This is a genomic window from Pseudoduganella sp. UC29_106 (assembly GCF_044055365.1).
Lineage (GTDB): Bacteria > Pseudomonadota > Gammaproteobacteria > Burkholderiales > Burkholderiaceae_D > Rugamonas.
Genome location: NZ_CP171977.1, coordinates 5,058,752 through 5,075,969, shown reverse-complemented (window position 1 = coordinate 5,075,969; position 17,218 = coordinate 5,058,752). Strand labels below are relative to the sequence as shown.

17 protein-coding genes and 3 pseudogenes are annotated in these 17,218 nt (G+C 58.3%); 1 reads left to right on the top strand and 19 read right to left on the bottom strand.

Annotation, left to right across the window (positions count from 1 at the left end; genetic code table 11):
• Nucleotides 1-226 precede the first annotated feature (226 nt).
• From ACHMW6_RS25430 to ACHMW6_RS25400, 7 genes are all read right to left on the bottom strand, one after another.
• On the bottom strand, nucleotides 227-733 hold the full coding sequence (locus ACHMW6_RS25430; protein ID WP_395400993.1) for a hypothetical protein: 507 nt from the start codon (nucleotides 731-733) through the stop codon (nucleotides 227-229).
• A gap of 2 nt (nucleotides 734-735) precedes the next feature.
• Nucleotides 736-3,891 (bottom strand): efflux RND transporter permease subunit, encoded by a 3,156-nt coding sequence (locus ACHMW6_RS25425; RefSeq protein WP_395400991.1) that lies wholly within the window; start codon nucleotides 3,889-3,891, stop codon nucleotides 736-738.
• Entirely contained in the window at nucleotides 3,888-4,175 is a 288-nt protein-coding gene (locus ACHMW6_RS25420) for a copper-binding protein (protein ID WP_395400989.1), read from the bottom strand. Before ACHMW6_RS25420 ends, ACHMW6_RS25425 begins: the two co-directional genes overlap by 4 nt.
• On the bottom strand, nucleotides 4,103-4,927 hold the full coding sequence (locus ACHMW6_RS25415) for an efflux RND transporter periplasmic adaptor subunit (protein ID WP_395400987.1): 825 nt from the start codon (nucleotides 4,925-4,927) through the stop codon (nucleotides 4,103-4,105). The genes ACHMW6_RS25420 and ACHMW6_RS25415 overlap by 73 nt, the downstream gene beginning before the upstream one ends.
• Nucleotides 4,928-4,976: 49 nt before the next feature.
• Complete coding sequence (locus tag ACHMW6_RS25410; protein WP_395400985.1) at nucleotides 4,977-5,483, bottom strand: efflux RND transporter periplasmic adaptor subunit; 507 nt, start codon at nucleotides 5,481-5,483, stop codon at nucleotides 4,977-4,979.
• Nucleotides 5,480-6,745, bottom strand: coding sequence for a TolC family protein (locus ACHMW6_RS25405; protein ID WP_395400983.1), 1,266 nt, complete (start codon nucleotides 6,743-6,745; stop codon nucleotides 5,480-5,482). The genes ACHMW6_RS25410 and ACHMW6_RS25405 overlap by 4 nt, the downstream gene beginning before the upstream one ends.
• A gap of 150 nt (nucleotides 6,746-6,895) precedes the next feature.
• Nucleotides 6,896-7,303 carry a hypothetical protein gene (locus ACHMW6_RS25400; protein WP_395400981.1) on the bottom strand — a complete coding sequence of 136 codons (408 nt, stop codon included), beginning with the start codon at nucleotides 7,301-7,303 and terminating at the stop codon, nucleotides 6,896-6,898.
• A gap of 302 nt (nucleotides 7,304-7,605) precedes the next feature.
• Between ACHMW6_RS25400 and ACHMW6_RS25395 the strand changes: the two genes are divergently transcribed.
• Nucleotides 7,606-7,935 (top strand): hypothetical protein, encoded by a 330-nt coding sequence (locus ACHMW6_RS25395; protein ID WP_395400979.1) that lies wholly within the window; start codon nucleotides 7,606-7,608, stop codon nucleotides 7,933-7,935.
• A 424-nt stretch (nucleotides 7,936-8,359) separates the two neighbouring features.
• Here the strand turns inward: ACHMW6_RS25395 and ACHMW6_RS25390 are convergent, their stop codons facing one another.
• The 12 genes and pseudogenes from ACHMW6_RS25390 to ACHMW6_RS25335 all read right to left on the bottom strand — a co-directional run.
• Nucleotides 8,360-8,788 (bottom strand): hypothetical protein, encoded by a 429-nt coding sequence (locus ACHMW6_RS25390; RefSeq protein ID WP_395400977.1) that lies wholly within the window; start codon nucleotides 8,786-8,788, stop codon nucleotides 8,360-8,362.
• 117 nt (nucleotides 8,789-8,905) lie between these two features.
• Nucleotides 8,906-11,218, bottom strand: coding sequence for a copper-transporting P-type ATPase (locus tag ACHMW6_RS25385; protein ID WP_395400975.1), 2,313 nt, complete (start codon nucleotides 11,216-11,218; stop codon nucleotides 8,906-8,908).
• Nucleotides 11,208-12,596 (bottom strand): MFS transporter, encoded by a 1,389-nt coding sequence (locus tag ACHMW6_RS25380; RefSeq protein WP_395400973.1) that lies wholly within the window; start codon nucleotides 12,594-12,596, stop codon nucleotides 11,208-11,210. Before ACHMW6_RS25380 ends, ACHMW6_RS25385 begins: the two co-directional genes overlap by 11 nt.
• Nucleotides 12,597-12,624: 28 nt before the next feature.
• A complete protein-coding gene (locus ACHMW6_RS25375; RefSeq protein ID WP_395400971.1) occupies nucleotides 12,625-12,873 on the bottom strand; it encodes a heavy-metal-associated domain-containing protein in 249 nt (82 codons plus the stop codon).
• A gap of 51 nt (nucleotides 12,874-12,924) precedes the next feature.
• A complete protein-coding gene (locus tag ACHMW6_RS25370) occupies nucleotides 12,925-13,422 on the bottom strand; it encodes a TPM domain-containing protein (RefSeq protein ID WP_395400969.1) in 498 nt (165 codons plus the stop codon).
• Nucleotides 13,423-13,424: 2 nt separating this feature from the next.
• Nucleotides 13,425-14,241, bottom strand: a pseudogene (locus ACHMW6_RS25365) (TPM domain-containing protein).
• A 38-nt stretch (nucleotides 14,242-14,279) separates the two neighbouring features.
• Entirely contained in the window at nucleotides 14,280-14,876 is a 597-nt protein-coding gene (locus tag ACHMW6_RS25360) for a LemA family protein (protein ID WP_395408708.1), read from the bottom strand.
• 114 nt (nucleotides 14,877-14,990) lie between these two features.
• Nucleotides 14,991-15,654, bottom strand: a pseudogene (locus tag ACHMW6_RS25355) (methyltransferase family protein).
• The gene (locus tag ACHMW6_RS25350; RefSeq protein ID WP_395400967.1) at nucleotides 15,651-15,911 is read right to left on the bottom strand and encodes a DUF2933 domain-containing protein; all 261 of its coding nucleotides are present in this window, start codon (nucleotides 15,909-15,911) and stop codon (nucleotides 15,651-15,653) included. The pseudogene ACHMW6_RS25355 and the gene ACHMW6_RS25350 overlap by 4 nt, the downstream one beginning before the upstream one ends.
• Nucleotides 15,912-16,096: 185 nt before the next feature.
• On the bottom strand, nucleotides 16,097-16,429 hold the full coding sequence (locus ACHMW6_RS25345) for a transposase (protein ID WP_395400965.1): 333 nt from the start codon (nucleotides 16,427-16,429) through the stop codon (nucleotides 16,097-16,099).
• Entirely contained in the window at nucleotides 16,380-16,505 is a 126-nt protein-coding gene (locus ACHMW6_RS25340; RefSeq protein ID WP_395400963.1) for a hypothetical protein, read from the bottom strand. The genes ACHMW6_RS25345 and ACHMW6_RS25340 overlap by 50 nt, the downstream gene beginning before the upstream one ends.
• Before the next feature lie 294 nt (nucleotides 16,506-16,799).
• Nucleotides 16,800-17,012 (bottom strand): annotated as a pseudogene (locus ACHMW6_RS25335) (integrase core domain-containing protein); the annotation flags it as partial.
• Nucleotides 17,013-17,218: the final 206 nt, after the last annotated feature.

Below are 17,218 nucleotides of genomic sequence, written 5' to 3'. Positions count from 1 at the left end.
TGAACTCCTATCTAGTTGGTTAGTGCTTAGTGCCCCTCTTGGGCACAGGCGTTAATAAGGTAGTGATATGTTTAGCCATCTGCCGGTGGCGCGTGCCGCGGGCAAATGGCGGTCTTCATTTGTCCGCCTGCGTGGATGGGCAGGGCGTTCTGACGTTGCTATTTGTGGCGTAGAAATTGGCGCCATCGTCGATCCCTTGCACTGCTGATGGCGCAAGTGGCGCGGATTACTCAACGACGAAACATCGGTGGCGCGTGCAGAACGCGCAGAAGCGACGGCGAGCATCGATAAAGCTGGTCTTAGAATGTTCATGGTGGCACCTCATACAATCAAATCGGATCGGGAAAGTGCGGTCGCGATCTAGTTTTGCCAACAGCAATACAGCACGCGCAACGCCACTGTTGACGATAATGTCGTCCGCAGCGCAGAAGTAAAACGTGTCGCTGTCGACTTCAAATCGACACTCCGTCGACATGCACTCGGGATCTAATCGTTCCAGAGTGTCAAATACACGCGCCGGGACCGGTGGAGCAAGACAGCAAAAGGCGAATGACCGGCAATCTGCCGCCGGCATCTTCCACGACACCGCGTCAGCTAGACCCATTGCGCGCATCTCTGTCCGAGATGGCATACCCTGAGCAGCGCTGGTCAACGGCTCTCCGGACAGTAAGAACAGGAACTGCAGACAAAACACGATGTATCGTGCGGTGCGCGACACGGCAATTCGCTTCATGGCTAATCGCTCCTCGTCGTCAATGCGGACACAGCTCGAATAGACCTGCGCCGAATTAGCAGATACACGGCCGGCACCACGAACATGGACAGGAGCGGCGCAGTAATCATCCCGCCCACCATCGGTGCCGCGATCCGCTGCATGACCTCGGAACCCGTGCCCGATCCAATCATCACTGGCACCAGGCCCGCGATGATCACGGCGACGGTCATCGCCTTTGGCCGGACGCGCAGCACGGCGCCTTCCCGTATGGCGTCAAGCAGGTCGGTCTCGCCGGGCACACCCTTCGCCAGCCGCGCTTCCCACGCATGCTTCAGATACAGCAGCATGATCACGCCGAATTCGGCCGACACCCCGGCGAGTGCGATGAAGCCGACGCCGCTGGCGACCGACAGGTTGTGCCCGAGCGCCCACAGCAGCCAGATGCCTCCGGCCAGCGCGAACGGCAGGGTGGCCATGATCAAGGCGGCTTCATCGACGCGCTTGAAGGTCAGGTACAACAGCACGAAAATGATCAGCAGCGTGGCGGGAACAACGATTTTGAGTTTTGCGGTGGCCCGTTCCAGATACTCGAACTGGCCGGACCAGGACACCGAATAGCCCGGCGGGAGCGCCACTTCTTTGGTAACGAGCTGCTGCATCTCGTGCACGGCGGAGCTGAGGTCCCGTCCGCGAATGTCGACGTAGACCCAACCCGACAGGCGCGCGTTCTCGCTCTTGAGCATGGGCGGACCATCGGTGATCCGAATATTGGTGACGTCGCCCAGCCGGATCTGTGCGCCGCGTTCGGTCAGGACCGGCAGATCGCGCAGCTTCTCGACTGAGTCGCGCACCTCGCGCGGGTAGCGGACGTTGATTGGGAAGCGCTGCAAGCCCTCGACCGTCTCGCCAATGTTGTCACCGCCAATGGCGCTCGACACGACGCTTTGCACGTCGGCGATATTCAAGCCGTAGCGCGACGCGGCATCGCGGTCAATCTGCACATCGATGTAGCGCCCGCCATTGAGCCGTTCGGCAAGGGCCGACGACACGCCGGACACGCGCTTGACGACGCGCTCGATCTCTCCGGTAATGCGATCGATCTCCTGCAGGTTGGTGCCGGCCACCTTGACGCCGACCGGACTCTTGATACCGGTCGCCAGCATGTCGATGCGGTTGCGGATCGGCGGGACCCAGATGTTCGACAGGCCAGGCACTTTGACTATACGGTCAAGTTCTTCGACAAGCTTATCGGTCGTCATGCCGGCCCGCCATTGATCGCGCGGCTTGAACTGGATCGTCGTCTCGAACATTTCGAGGGGAGCAGGGTCGGTGGCCGACTCTGCCCGGCCGGCTTTGCCAAATACGCTTTGCACTTCCGGCACGGTCTTGATCAGGCGGTCAGTCTGCTGCAGCAGTTCGGCCACCTTGCCTGCGCCCACGCCGGGCAACGCGGACGGCATGTACAGTAAGTCTCCTTCATCCAAGGGTGGCATGAATTCGCCGCCCAGGCGTGACATGGGCCAGATAGTAGCGATCGCGATCAGGCCAGCGGCAACCAAGGTCACCTTGGGTCGTCGCAGCACGATTTCCAGCAAGGGCCGGTACAGCGCGATCAGGAAGCGGTTTAATGGATTCTCTTGTTCATCGGGAATACGGCCGCGAATCAGGTAACCCATCAAAACCGGAATCAGCGTGACAGCCAGGCCTGCCGCCGCCGCCATCGCATAGGTTTTGGTGAATGCCAGCGGTGCGAACAGGCGTCCCTCCTGCGCTTCCAGCGTGAACACCGGGATAAAGGAGAGCACGATGATCAGCAGCGAGAAAAACAGCGCCGGGCCGACTTCGGCCGCCGCATCCCCAATCACCGTCCACTGCGCCTCGCCGGCCAGTTTCTGGCCAGGGTTGGCATGGTTCCACGCCTCGATATGCTTGTGGGCGTTCTCGATCATTACCACTGCAGCGTCGACCATAGCGCCGATGGCGATCGCGATGCCGCCCAGCGACATGATGTTGGCGTTCACGCCCTGGTAGGACATCACAATATAGGCAATCAGGATGCCCAGCGGTAGCGAGACAATTGCCACCAGCGCCGACCGGATATGGAACAGGAAAATCGCGCAGACTAACGCGACGACAATGAATTCCTCGATCAGCTTGTGCTCGAGGTTTTCGACCGCGCGCTTGATCAGGCTGGAACGGTCGTATACGGGGACGATTTCAACGCCAGCGGGCAAGCTCGCTTTCAGCTTGGCGAGTTTGGCCTTGACGGCATCGATGGTTTCGAGTGCGTTTTTCCCGGAGCGCATGACGATCACACCACCTGCCACTTCCCCCTCGCCATTGAGATCGGCGACTCCGCGGCGGATCTCGGGGCCCAGCTGGACGTGGGCGACATCGCCCAGGCGCACCGATACGCCGGCCTCGCTCGTCATGAGTGGGATCTTGCGGAAGTCGTCAAGCGACTGCAGGAAGCCGGATGCACGCACCATGTATTCCGCTTCGCCTAGCTCGAGCACGGAACCGCCCGCTTCCTGGTTGGCGCGCTGCACTGCGTCGATCACCTTGCCATGCGGGATGCCATATGCGCGCAGCTTGTCGGGGTTGAGCACGATCTGGTACTGCCGCACCATGCCGCCGACGCTGGCCACTTCGGCGACGTTGGGCACTGACTTGAGTTCGAACTTCAGGAACCAGTCCTGGAACGCACGCAGCTGCGAAATATCCTGCTTGCCGCTACGGTCGACCAGCGCATACTCATAGATCCAGCCGACGCCCGTTGCGTCCGGGCCGAGCGCGGTTTTCGCCTGCGCCGGCAAGCGGGACTGTACCTGGTTCAGGTACTCGAGGACACGTGACCTGGCCCAGTAGGGATCCGTGCCGTCCTCGAACAGAATGTAGACGAAGGAGTCGCCAAAGAAGGAATAACCGCGCACCGTCTTGGCTCCCGGCACGGAGAGCATGGTGGTGGTCAGCGGATAGGTGACCTGATTCTCGACGATTTGCGGTGCCTGTCCAGGATAAGTGGTGCGGATGATGACCTGCACATCCGACAAGTCGGGGATCGCGTCCAGCGGGGTGCGCGCCAGCGACCATATTCCCCAGGCGATAAGAAAGACCGTCGCCAGCAAGACCAGGAAGCGGTTTGTGATCGACCAGCGGATTAGTTTGGCGATCATTTCGCGACTCCCGCCGGCGGCTTGGGCATTGTCATCTCGCCCTTCATGGGAGCGGGCATAGGGCGGTTGCTGACGGGCGGCGCGTCCGCAGTCGGCGCGATCGCCGCAATTTCAAAGCTGCCATCCTGGCGCTGCTTGACGTCGAAAGCGACCTGGTCACCTTTGCTGACATTGCGCGGCAGGCCCGCCGCTGGCAGTTTGAAGGGCATCGTCATCGGCCCCCATTGCAGGGAGGCGATAGGGCCATGCGAAATCGTGATGTCATTTTTCCCAATCTGTTCCACCTTGCCCTCGCCGTGATGGAGTGGAACCGCTTTTCTGTGCCGGATGGCGGAGCGTCGCCCATGCGGGTGATAACTCCCTTCAGGCTGGCTTCGGAGTCAACCAGGAATTGGCCGGAGACGACCACTTGTTGCCCGGCAGCCAGGCCCTTGCGGATCTCCGTCAAGCCGTTGGCTTCGCCACCGAGTTCCACGTCCACTGGCAGGAATTTCCCGCCTTCTTGCGCCAACAGGACGACGTTGCGTTTGCCAGTCTGGATGACCGCCTCCGACGGCACCAGGAGGACCGCGGGAGCATCGCCCGCGGCGAATGCGAGCGTGGCAAACATGCCCGGCACCAGCCGTCCGTTCGTGTTCACCAGCTCAATGCGGGCTTTCAGCGTGCGGGTCGCCGTATTGACTTCAGGCAGGATGGCGCCGACCTTGCCCTTGAAGACGCTGCCGGGCAGGGCCTGGACACGCGCTTCGACAGCGTCGCCGGGACGAACTCGCGCAGCCACGCTCTCGGGCACCTCCGCATTCACCCATACCGTACTGAGTCCGTTGATGCGGAAAAGCGGTGCCCCGACGGTCACGGTCATGCCCTCACGGGCGCCAAGCTCCGCCACGACGCCGCTGGTGGGGGCTGAAATCGTGACACGCGGATTGACCTTGCCGCTCGATTCCACGAGCCGGATCTGTCCTTCGGTCATGCCGGCCAGGCGCATCCGCTGGCGGGCCCCGTCAATCAAGGATGCCGTATCGGCTCCTTGCATGCGGCGGGCCGCCAAATACTCTTCCTGCGCCGCGATCCAGTCGGGGACGTCAGAGATCGGCCAGCGCCTGGCCCTTGCTGACCGGGTCGAGTGGCGCCCGCACGTACAGGCGTTCAAGGAATCCATTGCTGCGGGCCTGGATCAAGGCCACGTCACGCTCGTTATAGGCCACGCTGCCGACGGCAGTGATGTTCCCGGCCAGCTTGCCCGTGGTGACAGCCGCGGTGCGCACGCCCAGGTTCTGTTGCAGCCGCGGGCTGATGGCGACTTTTCCGTCGTCGCCGTCCTCGCCGCCATAGACTGGCACCAGTTGCATATCCATGAAGGGTGATTTGCCCGGCTTGTCGAACTTCTGGCCAGGCACCATCGGGTCATGCCAGTACAGTGGTTTTTTGCCGGGTTGGCCACTGTTGACCGTTTCCCCGGCTGGCGCGGCAGCATCGGCATGCATCGCCGCCGATTGCGTGCCCTGGCGCAGGCCGAATCGATACGCGCCGTAGCCGCCGGCAGCGACAGCAATAGTAATCAATAGTGCGAGTGTGTTCTTGTTCTTCATTGCGATTCCTGGTTGCGGGATGCCACGGGATGCGAGCCGCTCCCGTCTACTGGAAAGAGGAAATTAAGTTGGGCCCACAGGCGCGCTGTGTCCATTTGCAGGGCAAGGGCCTGCAAGCGAACCTCAGTTTCACTGCGCCGCGCGGCGAGTACATCGGCCAGTGTTGCCTTGCCGCCCCGGTACGCAGCGAGCATCGCCTGGCTACGTTCGCCAGCCAGCGGGACCAATTGGCTGGCATAGCGCGCAATGCGTTCCCGGCCACTCTGCCATTCGGCGAGCATGGCGCGCGCCTCGGCGACATGCTCGCGCAGTAGTTCTTCGCGCTCGGCCTTCGTCTGTTCGACCGTTGCGAGCTTGGCGCTCAGTTCGCGGTCTTGCCGGTTCTTCCGGTCCCACTGCAGTGGCACCGAAATGCCCACTGACACCATGTTGGAATACGCAGAGCCGCGTTGTTGAAACGCAATCTCGACGCTCCAGTCAGGCTGTCGGTTCGCCCGCGCCAGATTTGCCTCGGCCTGCGCTATGTCTTCTTGCTTGTTCATCACGGCGATCTGCGGATGGTGAGCGAGATCCGTGTCGAGCGTGGCGGGGTCTAGCCGAATCTTTTCGACGTCAGGAGCACCATCCAAAGTGACCTCACCCGTAACGCCGGTCCAGCGGCCCAGTTTGGTCTGGGCGACACGTAAGCGCCCACCAATTTCACTATTGCGGTCGTTCAATGCCAGCAGCGCGGAGCGCGCGGCGAGGATATCGGCTTGGCTGCCGCGGCCGCCGCGATAGGCCGCCTCGGTAGCTTCAATTTCTTGCCGAGCCACGGTCGTCTGATCCGCGATCAACTCAGCCATCCGCTGCGTGTAGTAGAGCTCCAGCCATGCCACAGCGGTATCACGCTGGATGGCTGCAGTTGCGACGTCTTTTTGCGCCTGCGCCTTGTCCGCTTCGCGTTCCAGGCGTGCGGAACGCCAATGCCGTTTGTCGGCACGCGTCAGCTCCTGTGATATGCCGACCCGGCGCATGGTCATGAAGTCGCTGCCTACGTTAAAACGGTCGCGACCGCTGACTGGCAAATTGTCGATGCCAGCTTTCAGGACTGGATCGGGCAGTTGGTCGGCTGCGACCGCCATCTCGCGTGCTGCGGTAGTTGCTTGATTTTGGGCTGTCAGCTGGTAGGAGCGGGCGACCGCTTGTTGTTGGGCTTCGCCGAGCGTGAGCGACTGTGGCGCAGCGAGCGCGCCACGTGCACAGGCGACGAGCGAGAGCACGACAACGCCCTTGGATAGCAGGTGGAAACGGAAAGTACGCGCACTAGAACGCGCGAATAAAGGGGATGACATGGAACCTCCAGAATGCGATGGACAACACCACACGCGCCGACGGCGCTGCTGCGATGGCGAACTAAGCAGTCTGGAAAGTTAAAAGCGGAAGCAGCAGTTACGGATGGCTATTGGCGGAGCTGTCGGCCGTGCCAACGTGAGTGGCGCGAATGGTGCTGCCTCAGGCAGCGAAACGACGTCGAGAGTCGACAATACGGCTACCAGCGCCAGTGGCACGAAGGGCTGAACATCGGGGATAGGCGATTTGTCCAGCGACTGTTTGGACGGCTCACCATGCGCAAACACGTGGCAAAGCGCTGGCTGTGCGGGATCCATGCTCTCGCAGTCTGGCATGTCAGCCATTTGTAGATCTGCCGAAGCAATGAGATTGGCACTGTCCCTTGAAATACCCGGGCACGCATACGCCGCAACAGCCAGCTGCATGAACAGCATGCTGAAGATCGCAACGATAGAGGTCAAAATGCGCGTCCTGGCGGAGGTTTTCATGAAAAATGTAAATCTATTGTCTCTTTTTAGCCTAAGCAGGTTTGCTCGGACTGTCAAGCTTTCGCTCTTTGCGGCCAGAATGAGTCTGCAAGTTATCGCGAGGCTAAGGCTTGCCACAATGGGAAGGTCAAGACGTTTTTTTCCTATAAATGTGGAGTACCAAACTAACGCGCGTGCTGCTTCCCGAGCGCTCCTATTCCTGCCATTCCCGCCCAAATTTGATCCAGATCATCGAAGTTGAAGATCAGCGTGAGTATGGTGGTCGCATGCGCAGCCATGCGCTCACTATCGGGAGATGCGATATGAAATCCAGCCTTGCAACAGCCGTTTTCATTGGCTTCACACTTGTGGCCGGCAGCGCGCTAGGCGCCCCGGATGAGAGCTTGCGATATGTCCAGCGTCAGACTGCAATCGCCAAGCAAAAACTGATTGCCGCACAGGTGGCCCATGGAACGGAACGGCGAACGCTGATGGCTCAGCACATGAAAATGATGGAAGAGATCATGGGCAAAATAAAGGCAATGGCGCCTGGCCCCGGCATGAGCATGCAGCACCACGAAGAATGGATTGTCGAACATCAGAATCTGATGCAGCAGCTGATCGAACAAATGGCGGGCCAGCATCAGATGTAGTAAAGCAGATCGCTCGACGACTTCCATCTTGTTCCATCGAACCAGGCCGGTGCGGTTATTCTCGATCTCCAATGCCGAGAAGTTCTGAAAGTTTCGCTCCTTGCGAACGGTGTCAAATTGCAGGTTTTGCGCGGCCGTACCGCCGGTTAGCAGTACGACACGCATAATCTCGAACGCCCTGCGTTGCCCAATTTTCTTCTTGAGATTTAGATAGACCCAAACCGGCAACGCGGCGAGTTCGACTAGCTCATGTGGAAATCGCTTGTCGATCGTTTTTTTGAATCGGCCGTGAGCTTACAGCGCAGAAGAAACAATAATGGAAATCGCAGCTCTTTCCCCAGCATATAAAGCAAGAGTGGGGTTGTCAGCTTTTTCATGTCGAATTCGGTGGCCATGGGCGCCCCGCTGAACATCGGTTTGTGAGTCACTGTCGCGTCGTTTCCTGCGCCTTCTGATGCTGCACCATCTGCTCCATCATCATCTGCATCATGTCCATGCGTTTTTCCATCATGTCGTGATGCTTCATCATGTCGCCTTTCGCCATGTTTTTATGGTCGCCCTTTGTCACGCCGCCGTGCTGGTCACTGCTCATCATCGAGCCACCCATGCCGTGCATCTCCTTCATGCTTTCCTGCATGCTCTGCATGTGCTCCTGCATCAGTTTTTGGCGTTCCTTCGGGTCGGTTGTTGCCTGGAACTTTTCCATCTGGTGCTGCATTTCCTTCATATTCTCCTGCATCTGTTTGTTCATACCCATCGACGACGTGACCGGAACAGTTTTTTCTTGCGCTGATACGATAGGTGCCGACAGGGCGCAGGCGACGATTGCGGCAAATAGTATTGAGGTTTTCATGGTGGTCTTTCCTTCAGGGTTGCAAAAATGTGTGCTATCACAGCATTCGCGCTGTCGGCGGCGAGATCATTCGCAGGGACGTTGCAGACCAAATTCGGGTGTTAATGGGCGCTGCGGTCACAGCTTCACCCGGGCGAGACGCAAGGCGTTGGTAACCACGGACACCGAGCTCAGCGCCATTGCGGCACCAGCGAAAATCGGTGACAACAATAGGCCGAAAGCCGGGTAGAGCACACCGGCAGCAACCGGAATGCCGAGCGCGTTGTAGCCAAACGCGAAGACGAGGTTCTGGCGGATATTGCGCATCGTGGCACGCGACAACACCGTGGCGCGCGCAATACCGCGCAGGTCGCCTTTGACCAGCGTGACACCGGCACTTTCCATCGCAACGTCGGTACCCGTTCCCATGGCAATGCCGACATTTGCCTGGGCCAACGCCGGCGCATCGTTGATGCCGTCGCCCGCCATCGCAACCTGGCGCCCTTCAGACTGTAAGCGCTTTACATGTCCGGCCTTGTCTTCGGGCAGAACCTCTGCCAGGACCTCATCTATGCCAAGCTGTCGCGCAACGGCTTCAGCAGTGCTGCCGGAATCCCCTGTGAGCATCACCACACGTACCCCAGTTTGCTTGAGCGTAGTGATCGCTTCCTGCGTGCCTTCCTTGATCGGATCCGCCACAGCGGCCATGCCAGCGGCACGACCGTCCACCGCAAACAACACGACCGTTTTCGCCTGGGCGCGCCAAGCTTCGGCACGCTCATGCCATTGCTGCGTATCGATACCCTGCTGTGTCAGAAAGCCGCGGCTACCCACTAACACTGATTTTCCATCGACATTCGCATGCACCCCGAGGCCATTGCTGGCCGCGAAGGCGTCAGCCGGTTTCGGCGCCAGGCCACGCGCCTTCGCTCCTTCAACGATAGCCAACCCGATCGGGTGTTCGGACAACTGCTCCACCCCTGCGACGAGTGCCAGCGCTTCGCTTTCTGACATGCCATCGACGACAAAATCAGTTAAGGCCGGATGGCCCAGCGTCAGCGTGCCGGTCTTGTCCACCACCAACGTATCGATGTCCCGCATGTGCTCGATCGCCTCGGCGTTGCGAAACAGAATGCCCACGCGCGCGGCTTGGCCCATGGCCACCGTCATCGAGATGGGCGTGGCCAATCCAACGGCGCAAGGACAGGCGATGATCAGCACGGCGATGGCATTGATCAAGGCATACCCGAGTCGCGGCTCCGGCCCGAGGATCCACCATGCGATGGCTGTTACGACAGCGATGGCCACGACGACCTGGACGAAATAGGCGGCGATAATGTCGGCCAGCCGCTGGATCGGCGCACGTGTACGTTGCGCCTCGCCCACCATGTGAACGATGCGCGACAGCAGCGTGTCCGCGCCCACACGCTCGGCGCGGATTAGCAAAGCGCCGTTGCCGTTGACTGTCGCACCGGTGACTTTGGCGCCCGCAACCTTGGCCACCGGCACTGGTTCTCCGGTAATCATCGACTCGTCCACTCTGCTTGTGCCGTCGAGTACCGTCCCATCGACGGGCAGCTTTTCGCCCGGCTTCACGCGTAAGCGATCGCCAACCACCACTGTCTCCAGTGGGACTTGCACTTCGCTGCCGTCGTCAGCAACACGCCATGCCAGATTGGGCGCGAGCTTTAATAGTTGCTCGATCGCCTTGCTGGTCTGGCCCATTGCCCGCAACTGCAGGAAGTCGCCAAGGATGACCAAGGTAACGATCACCGCGGCAGCCTCGAAATAGGTGCCTACCGCGCCATCATGTTCGCGAAACTCCGTTGGGAACAAACCAGGAAATAGCACTGCAATGAGGCTAAATACGTATGCCAGTCCAACACCGAGACCGATTAATGTGTACATATTGAGCGCGCGGGTTGCGATGGAGAGCCAGAATTTCCGTAGGATGGGCCAACCAACCCATAGTACGACCGGGGTGCCTAACAAAAATTCGATCCAGCCGCGTGGCCGTGGCTGGAGGCCGAACAACTCGTGGATGCCGACCATCGGCGACATTGCCAGCACAAGCAAGGGGATTGACAGTGCGACGCCGATCCATAGTCGTCGCCTGAGGTCGCGCAATTCGACATTGTCCGCCGCGCCCGTGCCGGCGATCGCTACCAGCGCCATCCCGCATTTGGGGCAATTTCCAGGCTGCGCGCTACGAACCTCGGGGTGCATGGGACAGGTGTACTCGGCGGCTGCACGCGAGACGGTTTCCAGAATCGGTGTCAAAGTCATGCCGCACTTAGGGCAGCTACCCGGCGCATCACGTATGATCTCAGGATGCATCGGGCAGGTATATCGGGCATTGCCTGTTCCCACTGCGACACCTTGCGTTACCGGTGTCGCGTGGCGATGATCGAGAATTTTCCCTTGGCGTATATCGCTTATATCAGTATTCATGTCTGTCCCCTCGAAGGTCGCGTACTGGAATCGGTCGCCTCGCGCAGTCCAGAACGGCTGGTGGAAATCGAACGTCGCCCGGACTCAGTGTTCGCCTCATCAAAATTGACCGTGTCATGCTGACACCGCACGCGCGCATGCATTTCGCGGCCCAAGAGTATGCTGGCAATCCCAGGCTGATTAGGACGCCGAGCGCTGTGAGGCCCGCCGTGAGGACGAAAGATGCTCCCGGCAAGGTGCTGTTAAACAGTAGTCCGCCACCTGCGGAACCCAGCGTGACCCCCAGACTGGCAGCCGCGGCCTGCTTGCCAAGTTCCCATCCTTGCGCACTGCCAGCCTTGGCCGAAATCCAGTACGTCAAAATCGGGGAAAGGATACCTGCGCTGGCCGCGACCGCGCCAATCACGATGAGCATCCACGTGAAATCCGAGGCACGCGGCACCAGGAACAAGGCAACTGCCAGCGCAATCAGGGCGGGCGCTATTAACCAACGGGTCGCTTCTGGCTTGAACCAGGGTGAGAAAACGCACGCCTGCATCACGAACATGACCAGGCTGCACTCGCTGAACATGAGGCCGATCTGAAAAGGAGCCAGGCCGAGTTCTTGTCGGCCGCGCAGCGCAAGGCCGACTTCAAACACTCCCACGCCGGCCGAAACAATAAAGGTCAGAGCGAGCAACCTCGGCAGGAGCCAGGCGCTCTCGTCGACAGAGGCAGCACGAGTCCGCTGTGGGCGTTCGCCTTTTCCGGTTGGCACGGTGAATGCGACAGCAACGGCCGCCAGCGTGGCGAAAAGAGCTGTCGCAACGAGCGGAATCGCGACCGATCCGGGCGTCACAGTGAAGGAAAAAGAATCCTTGGCAAGGCGCATAAGCAGCACGCTTAACATCGGCCCGAGCAGGAATCCAGTGATCCCGGCCATGCTGACGAATGCCAGTCGACGAGCGCGCCCCTGCTCGGTCGCAGCGGTGTTGCCGACAGTCGCCGCCGCCACCGGCGTGACTGCTGCGGCAAACATGCCACTGAGAAGTCGTGCCGCATACACCTCAACAAGACTTTCTGCGAACGAAAATACCACCATGGTCACGCCAAAGCCAACTAGACCAATCAGCAGCACACCACGTGGACCATGTCGATCGGATAGGCGTCCCCACAGGGGGGCAAAGAGAAAGAGCGAAAGGGTGTATGCCGCAGTCAACAGTCCTGTATGCCTGGAAACTTGAACGATGTGAACTTCCGCGCCCACGAGCCGCTCGATCAGATTGGGTAGAAGTGGCAGAACGATACCAAAGCCGAGCGACACGGTTAGAACAGCGAACAGAAGTGTCGCCATAGAAAGTCTAGATATTGCCCGTGACGGCTTTGGATCGCTATTCATATCGACACATCTCTCCGGTGGACGCCGACTAGCCGCAGCAGCCGGCCTTTCCAGGGCGGACTTGAGCGGCATCGCTTACTCGGTAGCCGGCCTTTTCCACGGCCGATTTCAGTTGATCGGGGGAAGTCAGTGTCTCGTCGAATTGCACAATGGCGTCGCCATTTGGGAGCGATACACGAACCTCATCAACCCCGGGAAGTGCCTTCAGCGCATTACTGATTTTGCTGCTACAACCGCCACATGTCATGCCGGATATTTTAAGAGTTTCAGATTGCATGGAGATGCTCCCAATAAATATTCAATAAGAAGTCGCCATTCTTGATGGCGGTTACATTAGTACTGGCTTGTTCGGCAACTCATTTCGGCGTGGGTCTTGCATTGGAAAGTGCTTGCTCAGCTGCTGCGTCACTGCCCGCACTCCATTGACCACACCATCTGCGTAGTTCGCTGCCCGGAAGGCGTCTTCCATCTCGCGGCAAATCTTCTCCCATACCTGGGCACCGACCTTGGCATGAATTCCTCGATCAGCAACAATCTCCACGGCCCGGTCGGCGAGCAGCACATAAATCAACAACCCGTTGTTGTTCTCTGTATCCCAAATCCGCAAAAGAGAAAACACGTCAATTGCGCGCTCACTGGCCGTTTGTCCCTTGAGAAGCGAGGTGCTGTCCAAGGTCCCCTCCACGACGAAGCGAATTTCTCCGGCATGCATGCTTTCACTGGCTCTGATTGCCTCCTCAATCGCGAGCAATGTTTCGCGGGGAAAAGTACGACCCAGACGCCAGTACGGTGCGAACAGATGTCTCACGATACGTTGGATGTCCATGACTACCATCTCCCCGACGCGCCACCGCCGCCAAAGCCGCCACCGCCGCCACTAAAACCTCCCCCCAATCCACCGCCCAATCCACTGCTCCCAAATACCCTTGGATGGCCTGCAATTCCCCGCCGGACCATGCCTCCGCTGAATAAGGTGAACAAGAGCGCAAGCAAGCCTGCGCCGAATCCAATGGAGACTGCACCTACTAGCAGCCATGCCACAACGCCGACTGCCCCTCCCGTGATAATCGCACCAGGGAATTTCCCTAGCATCAAGCGCAGCGCTCCGCCTACGCCGAGTAAAAGGATGAAGAGGACGGGAGCGTACCGCTGAACCTCTGCGACACTTGGAGGACGCTCTATGGGGGGCGGCAAAAGTCTCACCGTCGACGACGCCGATGATTTGAATGATCCCGGCGGTAATCCCCCCATAAAAATCGCCTCGCTGGAATCGGGGGGTAATAATTTCGCTAATGATGCGTTTGCTGGCGGCATCATTGAGCGCCCCCTCCAGGCCGTAACCAACTTCGATGCGCAGCGCGCGGTCGTTCTTGGCAACGACCAGGATGACGCCGTCATCGGTTTTCTTTCGCCCTAACTTCCATTGCTCCGCGACACGCAACGCATATTGTTCAATCGGCTCAGGGGCGGTGCTCGGAATAATAAGTACGGCGAGTTGCGTACCTTTTTTGGTCTCAAAGGACTGTAGAGCCTGCTCTAGAGTTGCCTTCTGTTCCGCAGTAAGGGTGGACGTCTGATCGGTGACACGGGAGGTCAAAGCCGGGACCGGAATCTGTGCGCCGACTACGAACGACCAGCAGAGCATAAATGCAAGCAGCGTCGCCCCTGTCCTGCGTGCGGCTTTCACTTTCCGGCTCCATTAGCGTCATCTGGGAGTTTGGCTCGCGCGGAATTGAAATCCACCGTCGGGGGCCTTGCGATTTCCTTTTCATTGTCCACTGTGAAGTTGGGTTTGATAGTGTATCCAAACGCCATCGCTGTCAAATTGGACGGAAAAGAACGGACCGTTACATTGAATTCTTGCACCGACTTGATGTAACGGTTGCGCGCAACCGTAATACGGTTTTCAGTGCCTTCTAATTGGGCCTGCAGATCACGAAAGTTGGCGTCAGATTTTAGCTGAGGATAGTTTTCAGAAACCACTAGTAACTTAGAGAGCGCCCCCGTTAGCTCGCCCTGGGCAGCCTGAAACTTCGCAAAGGCAGCGGGATTGTTGATTAGTTCTGGAGTTGCCTGGATACTGCCGACTTTTGCGCGGGCACTGGTTACGCCAAGAAACACCGCCTCTTCGTGTGCGGCAAACCCTTTTACCGTATTCACAAGATTGGGAACTAAGTCAGCACGACGTTGGTGCTGATTGATAACGTCAGACCAACTTGATTTGATTTGTTCGTCATTGCTTTGCAATGTATTGTAGCCGCAACCAGAAATGGCTAGCATCAGCGTCGCTGTCAAAATCACCCATAATGTACGCACTTGAATTCTCCAGATTTTCAATTTCCCGTCACTGCATATCCATCGACAAATTACCGTCGCAATTACTTTTCCGAATGTCTACGACAGAGCCTTTTTTGTGGGAAGAGAGCGAATATGTGGGAAAAACCTTGGCGTCTTGGTCGCATACGAGCTGAATTGCTCGCCGAATTCCGCAAACGCTTCGTGTTCTTCTCGCATTGCCAGGCGCACGTACATGAATACGAGGATTGGAAACATAACGGCCGTTATAAGTGTAGGCCATTGCAATAAAAATCCCGTCATAATGAGAACAAAACCGGCATATTGAGGGTGCCGCACGCGTGCGTAGGGGCCGGTTGTTGCCAATTTGTGTTGTCGCTGGGCTTCGAATAAAACGTGCCAGGCTGATGCCAATAGCCAGAAGCCTGCAGCAATCAAAATGTTGCTGGTAACATGAAATGGTCCGAAATGCGGATTTCCACTCCAGCCGAAGAGCACTTCCAGCAGATGTCCCGCGTCATGCGACAAGAAGTTCACGCTTGGGAAGTGCCGTGAAAGCCAACTTGAAAAAAAGATAGATCGTCAGCGGAAAGCCATACATTTCAGTAAATAGGGCAACTAAAAATGCCGAGAATGCACCAAACGTACGCCAATCCCGCGGCGATTTAGGCTTCGAAAAACTAAAGGCGAAGATAATAAACACCAGCGAGTTGATGATTGCGAGCGACCACAAACCATACGCCGGACTGTTGGATTGGTTCATTTTCTCTCACCCTTGTCGCTTTGCGGCGGTAGTTGTTCGCTGTGACCATCATGGTCATGGTGGCCATGGTGCATGAATAGATGCATCAACGGACATGCCGCCAGTAGCAGAAGGGGCAGGTAATTTAATACGCCGCCTAGGTGGGCTCTATGTTCCGTGACGAGAAAGTAGCCGGCCACGATGAGAAAACCGATGAAAGTCCATTTAAATATAGATTTCTCGTTCGCTACTTGATGTGACTGATGATCATGATCCATGCTAATCTCCTGTCCGACGTCAATGAAGCCATGCTAGAAGACAGAACAAGAAAATAGATTGATCTACATCAAAAAGCACAGGATCTGACCTTCACGTCCAACCTTTAAGGGGGAAATGGTACAACCATGCTACAGACCTTCCCTTTATCACCATGCATGAACTTCATTCCTCAGTCTGTACGTTTTCACACATAGGCGGTAAGCCGGCCAGCACCAGCGCCGGTCGCGATCAAGGAGTAGATCGTGGAGGCGCGCGCCTCCGTTTCAGTGCCGGCGAACAGGGCGTTGCGGCGGCCGATCACCCCGCCTCGCGAGGCGCGTTCGTCCGCCGAGTTGTCAAACTTGATGGCGCCGCCATCGCAATGGCGCGGCAGCGCCGGCCAGATTTTGGGCGCGTACAGGATTGCAGCGGCCGTGTCGGACTTGCGCGAAAGCGTTTCGAGCGTGGCGCGCAGCCAGCGTTCCGGGTCATCGACCAAGGGACGCGAACGGGGCCTGCCGAATCCGTCTTCGTTCATCGGGCGGCTTGCCCAGGATCTCGGCCTCGATCACATACAATTCGGCGATCCGGCACAACGCCTCGATGGTCAGCACCGTCGACCGCGCCGAATGCAGATCGTAGAACTTGCGCCGGGTATGGACCTCAGCACGCCGCCTCGCGGATCACCGCGGCGACCAAAAGCGTTAACGTTGACCAGGGCGATGTCATTACCTTCGAGGCGGATGGCAAGGCGTTCACCTGACAGTTCGATACACTGCGTCCAAGCGGGAGCTTCAGTCTGGCCGCAATTGCACTCGAAGGCCTGGATACGGACGGCGTGCGGGTGTACGTGGCGCCGAATCCACTCTACCGCAACTAATGTAATGACCCAGCGAAATCTGCTCAACTTACGCGGCCAATGAAAAAGCAGCCGCAGGGGTTTGCATGCGGAGCGCCTGATGCGGGCGCTTGTGATTGTAAAACTGAATCCAGTCGCCGATCACGCGGCTGGCGTGCTGCAATGTCTCAAAGCGGTGCCGATGCGTGCACTGCTCCTTCAAGGTACGGATCACACGCTCCACCATTCCGTTTTGCTGCGGGCAGTGCGGCGTGATGAACTCCTGCTTGAGGCCTCAGGTACAGAGATTGATGCCTTCCTCGCCGGTAGGTCTGTTTCTTCCTGTGTTTCGCAGCCCATTTTGCCGCAGACTGGACCTTCAGCCTCCGTCCCCGCATGGCAAACGTAGAAAGTTCGGACCGTATGGTTTCCATATGAGCAAAGTCAGCCAATCCGGACGTTTCTCAATGTATCCGAACGGCATCCGGA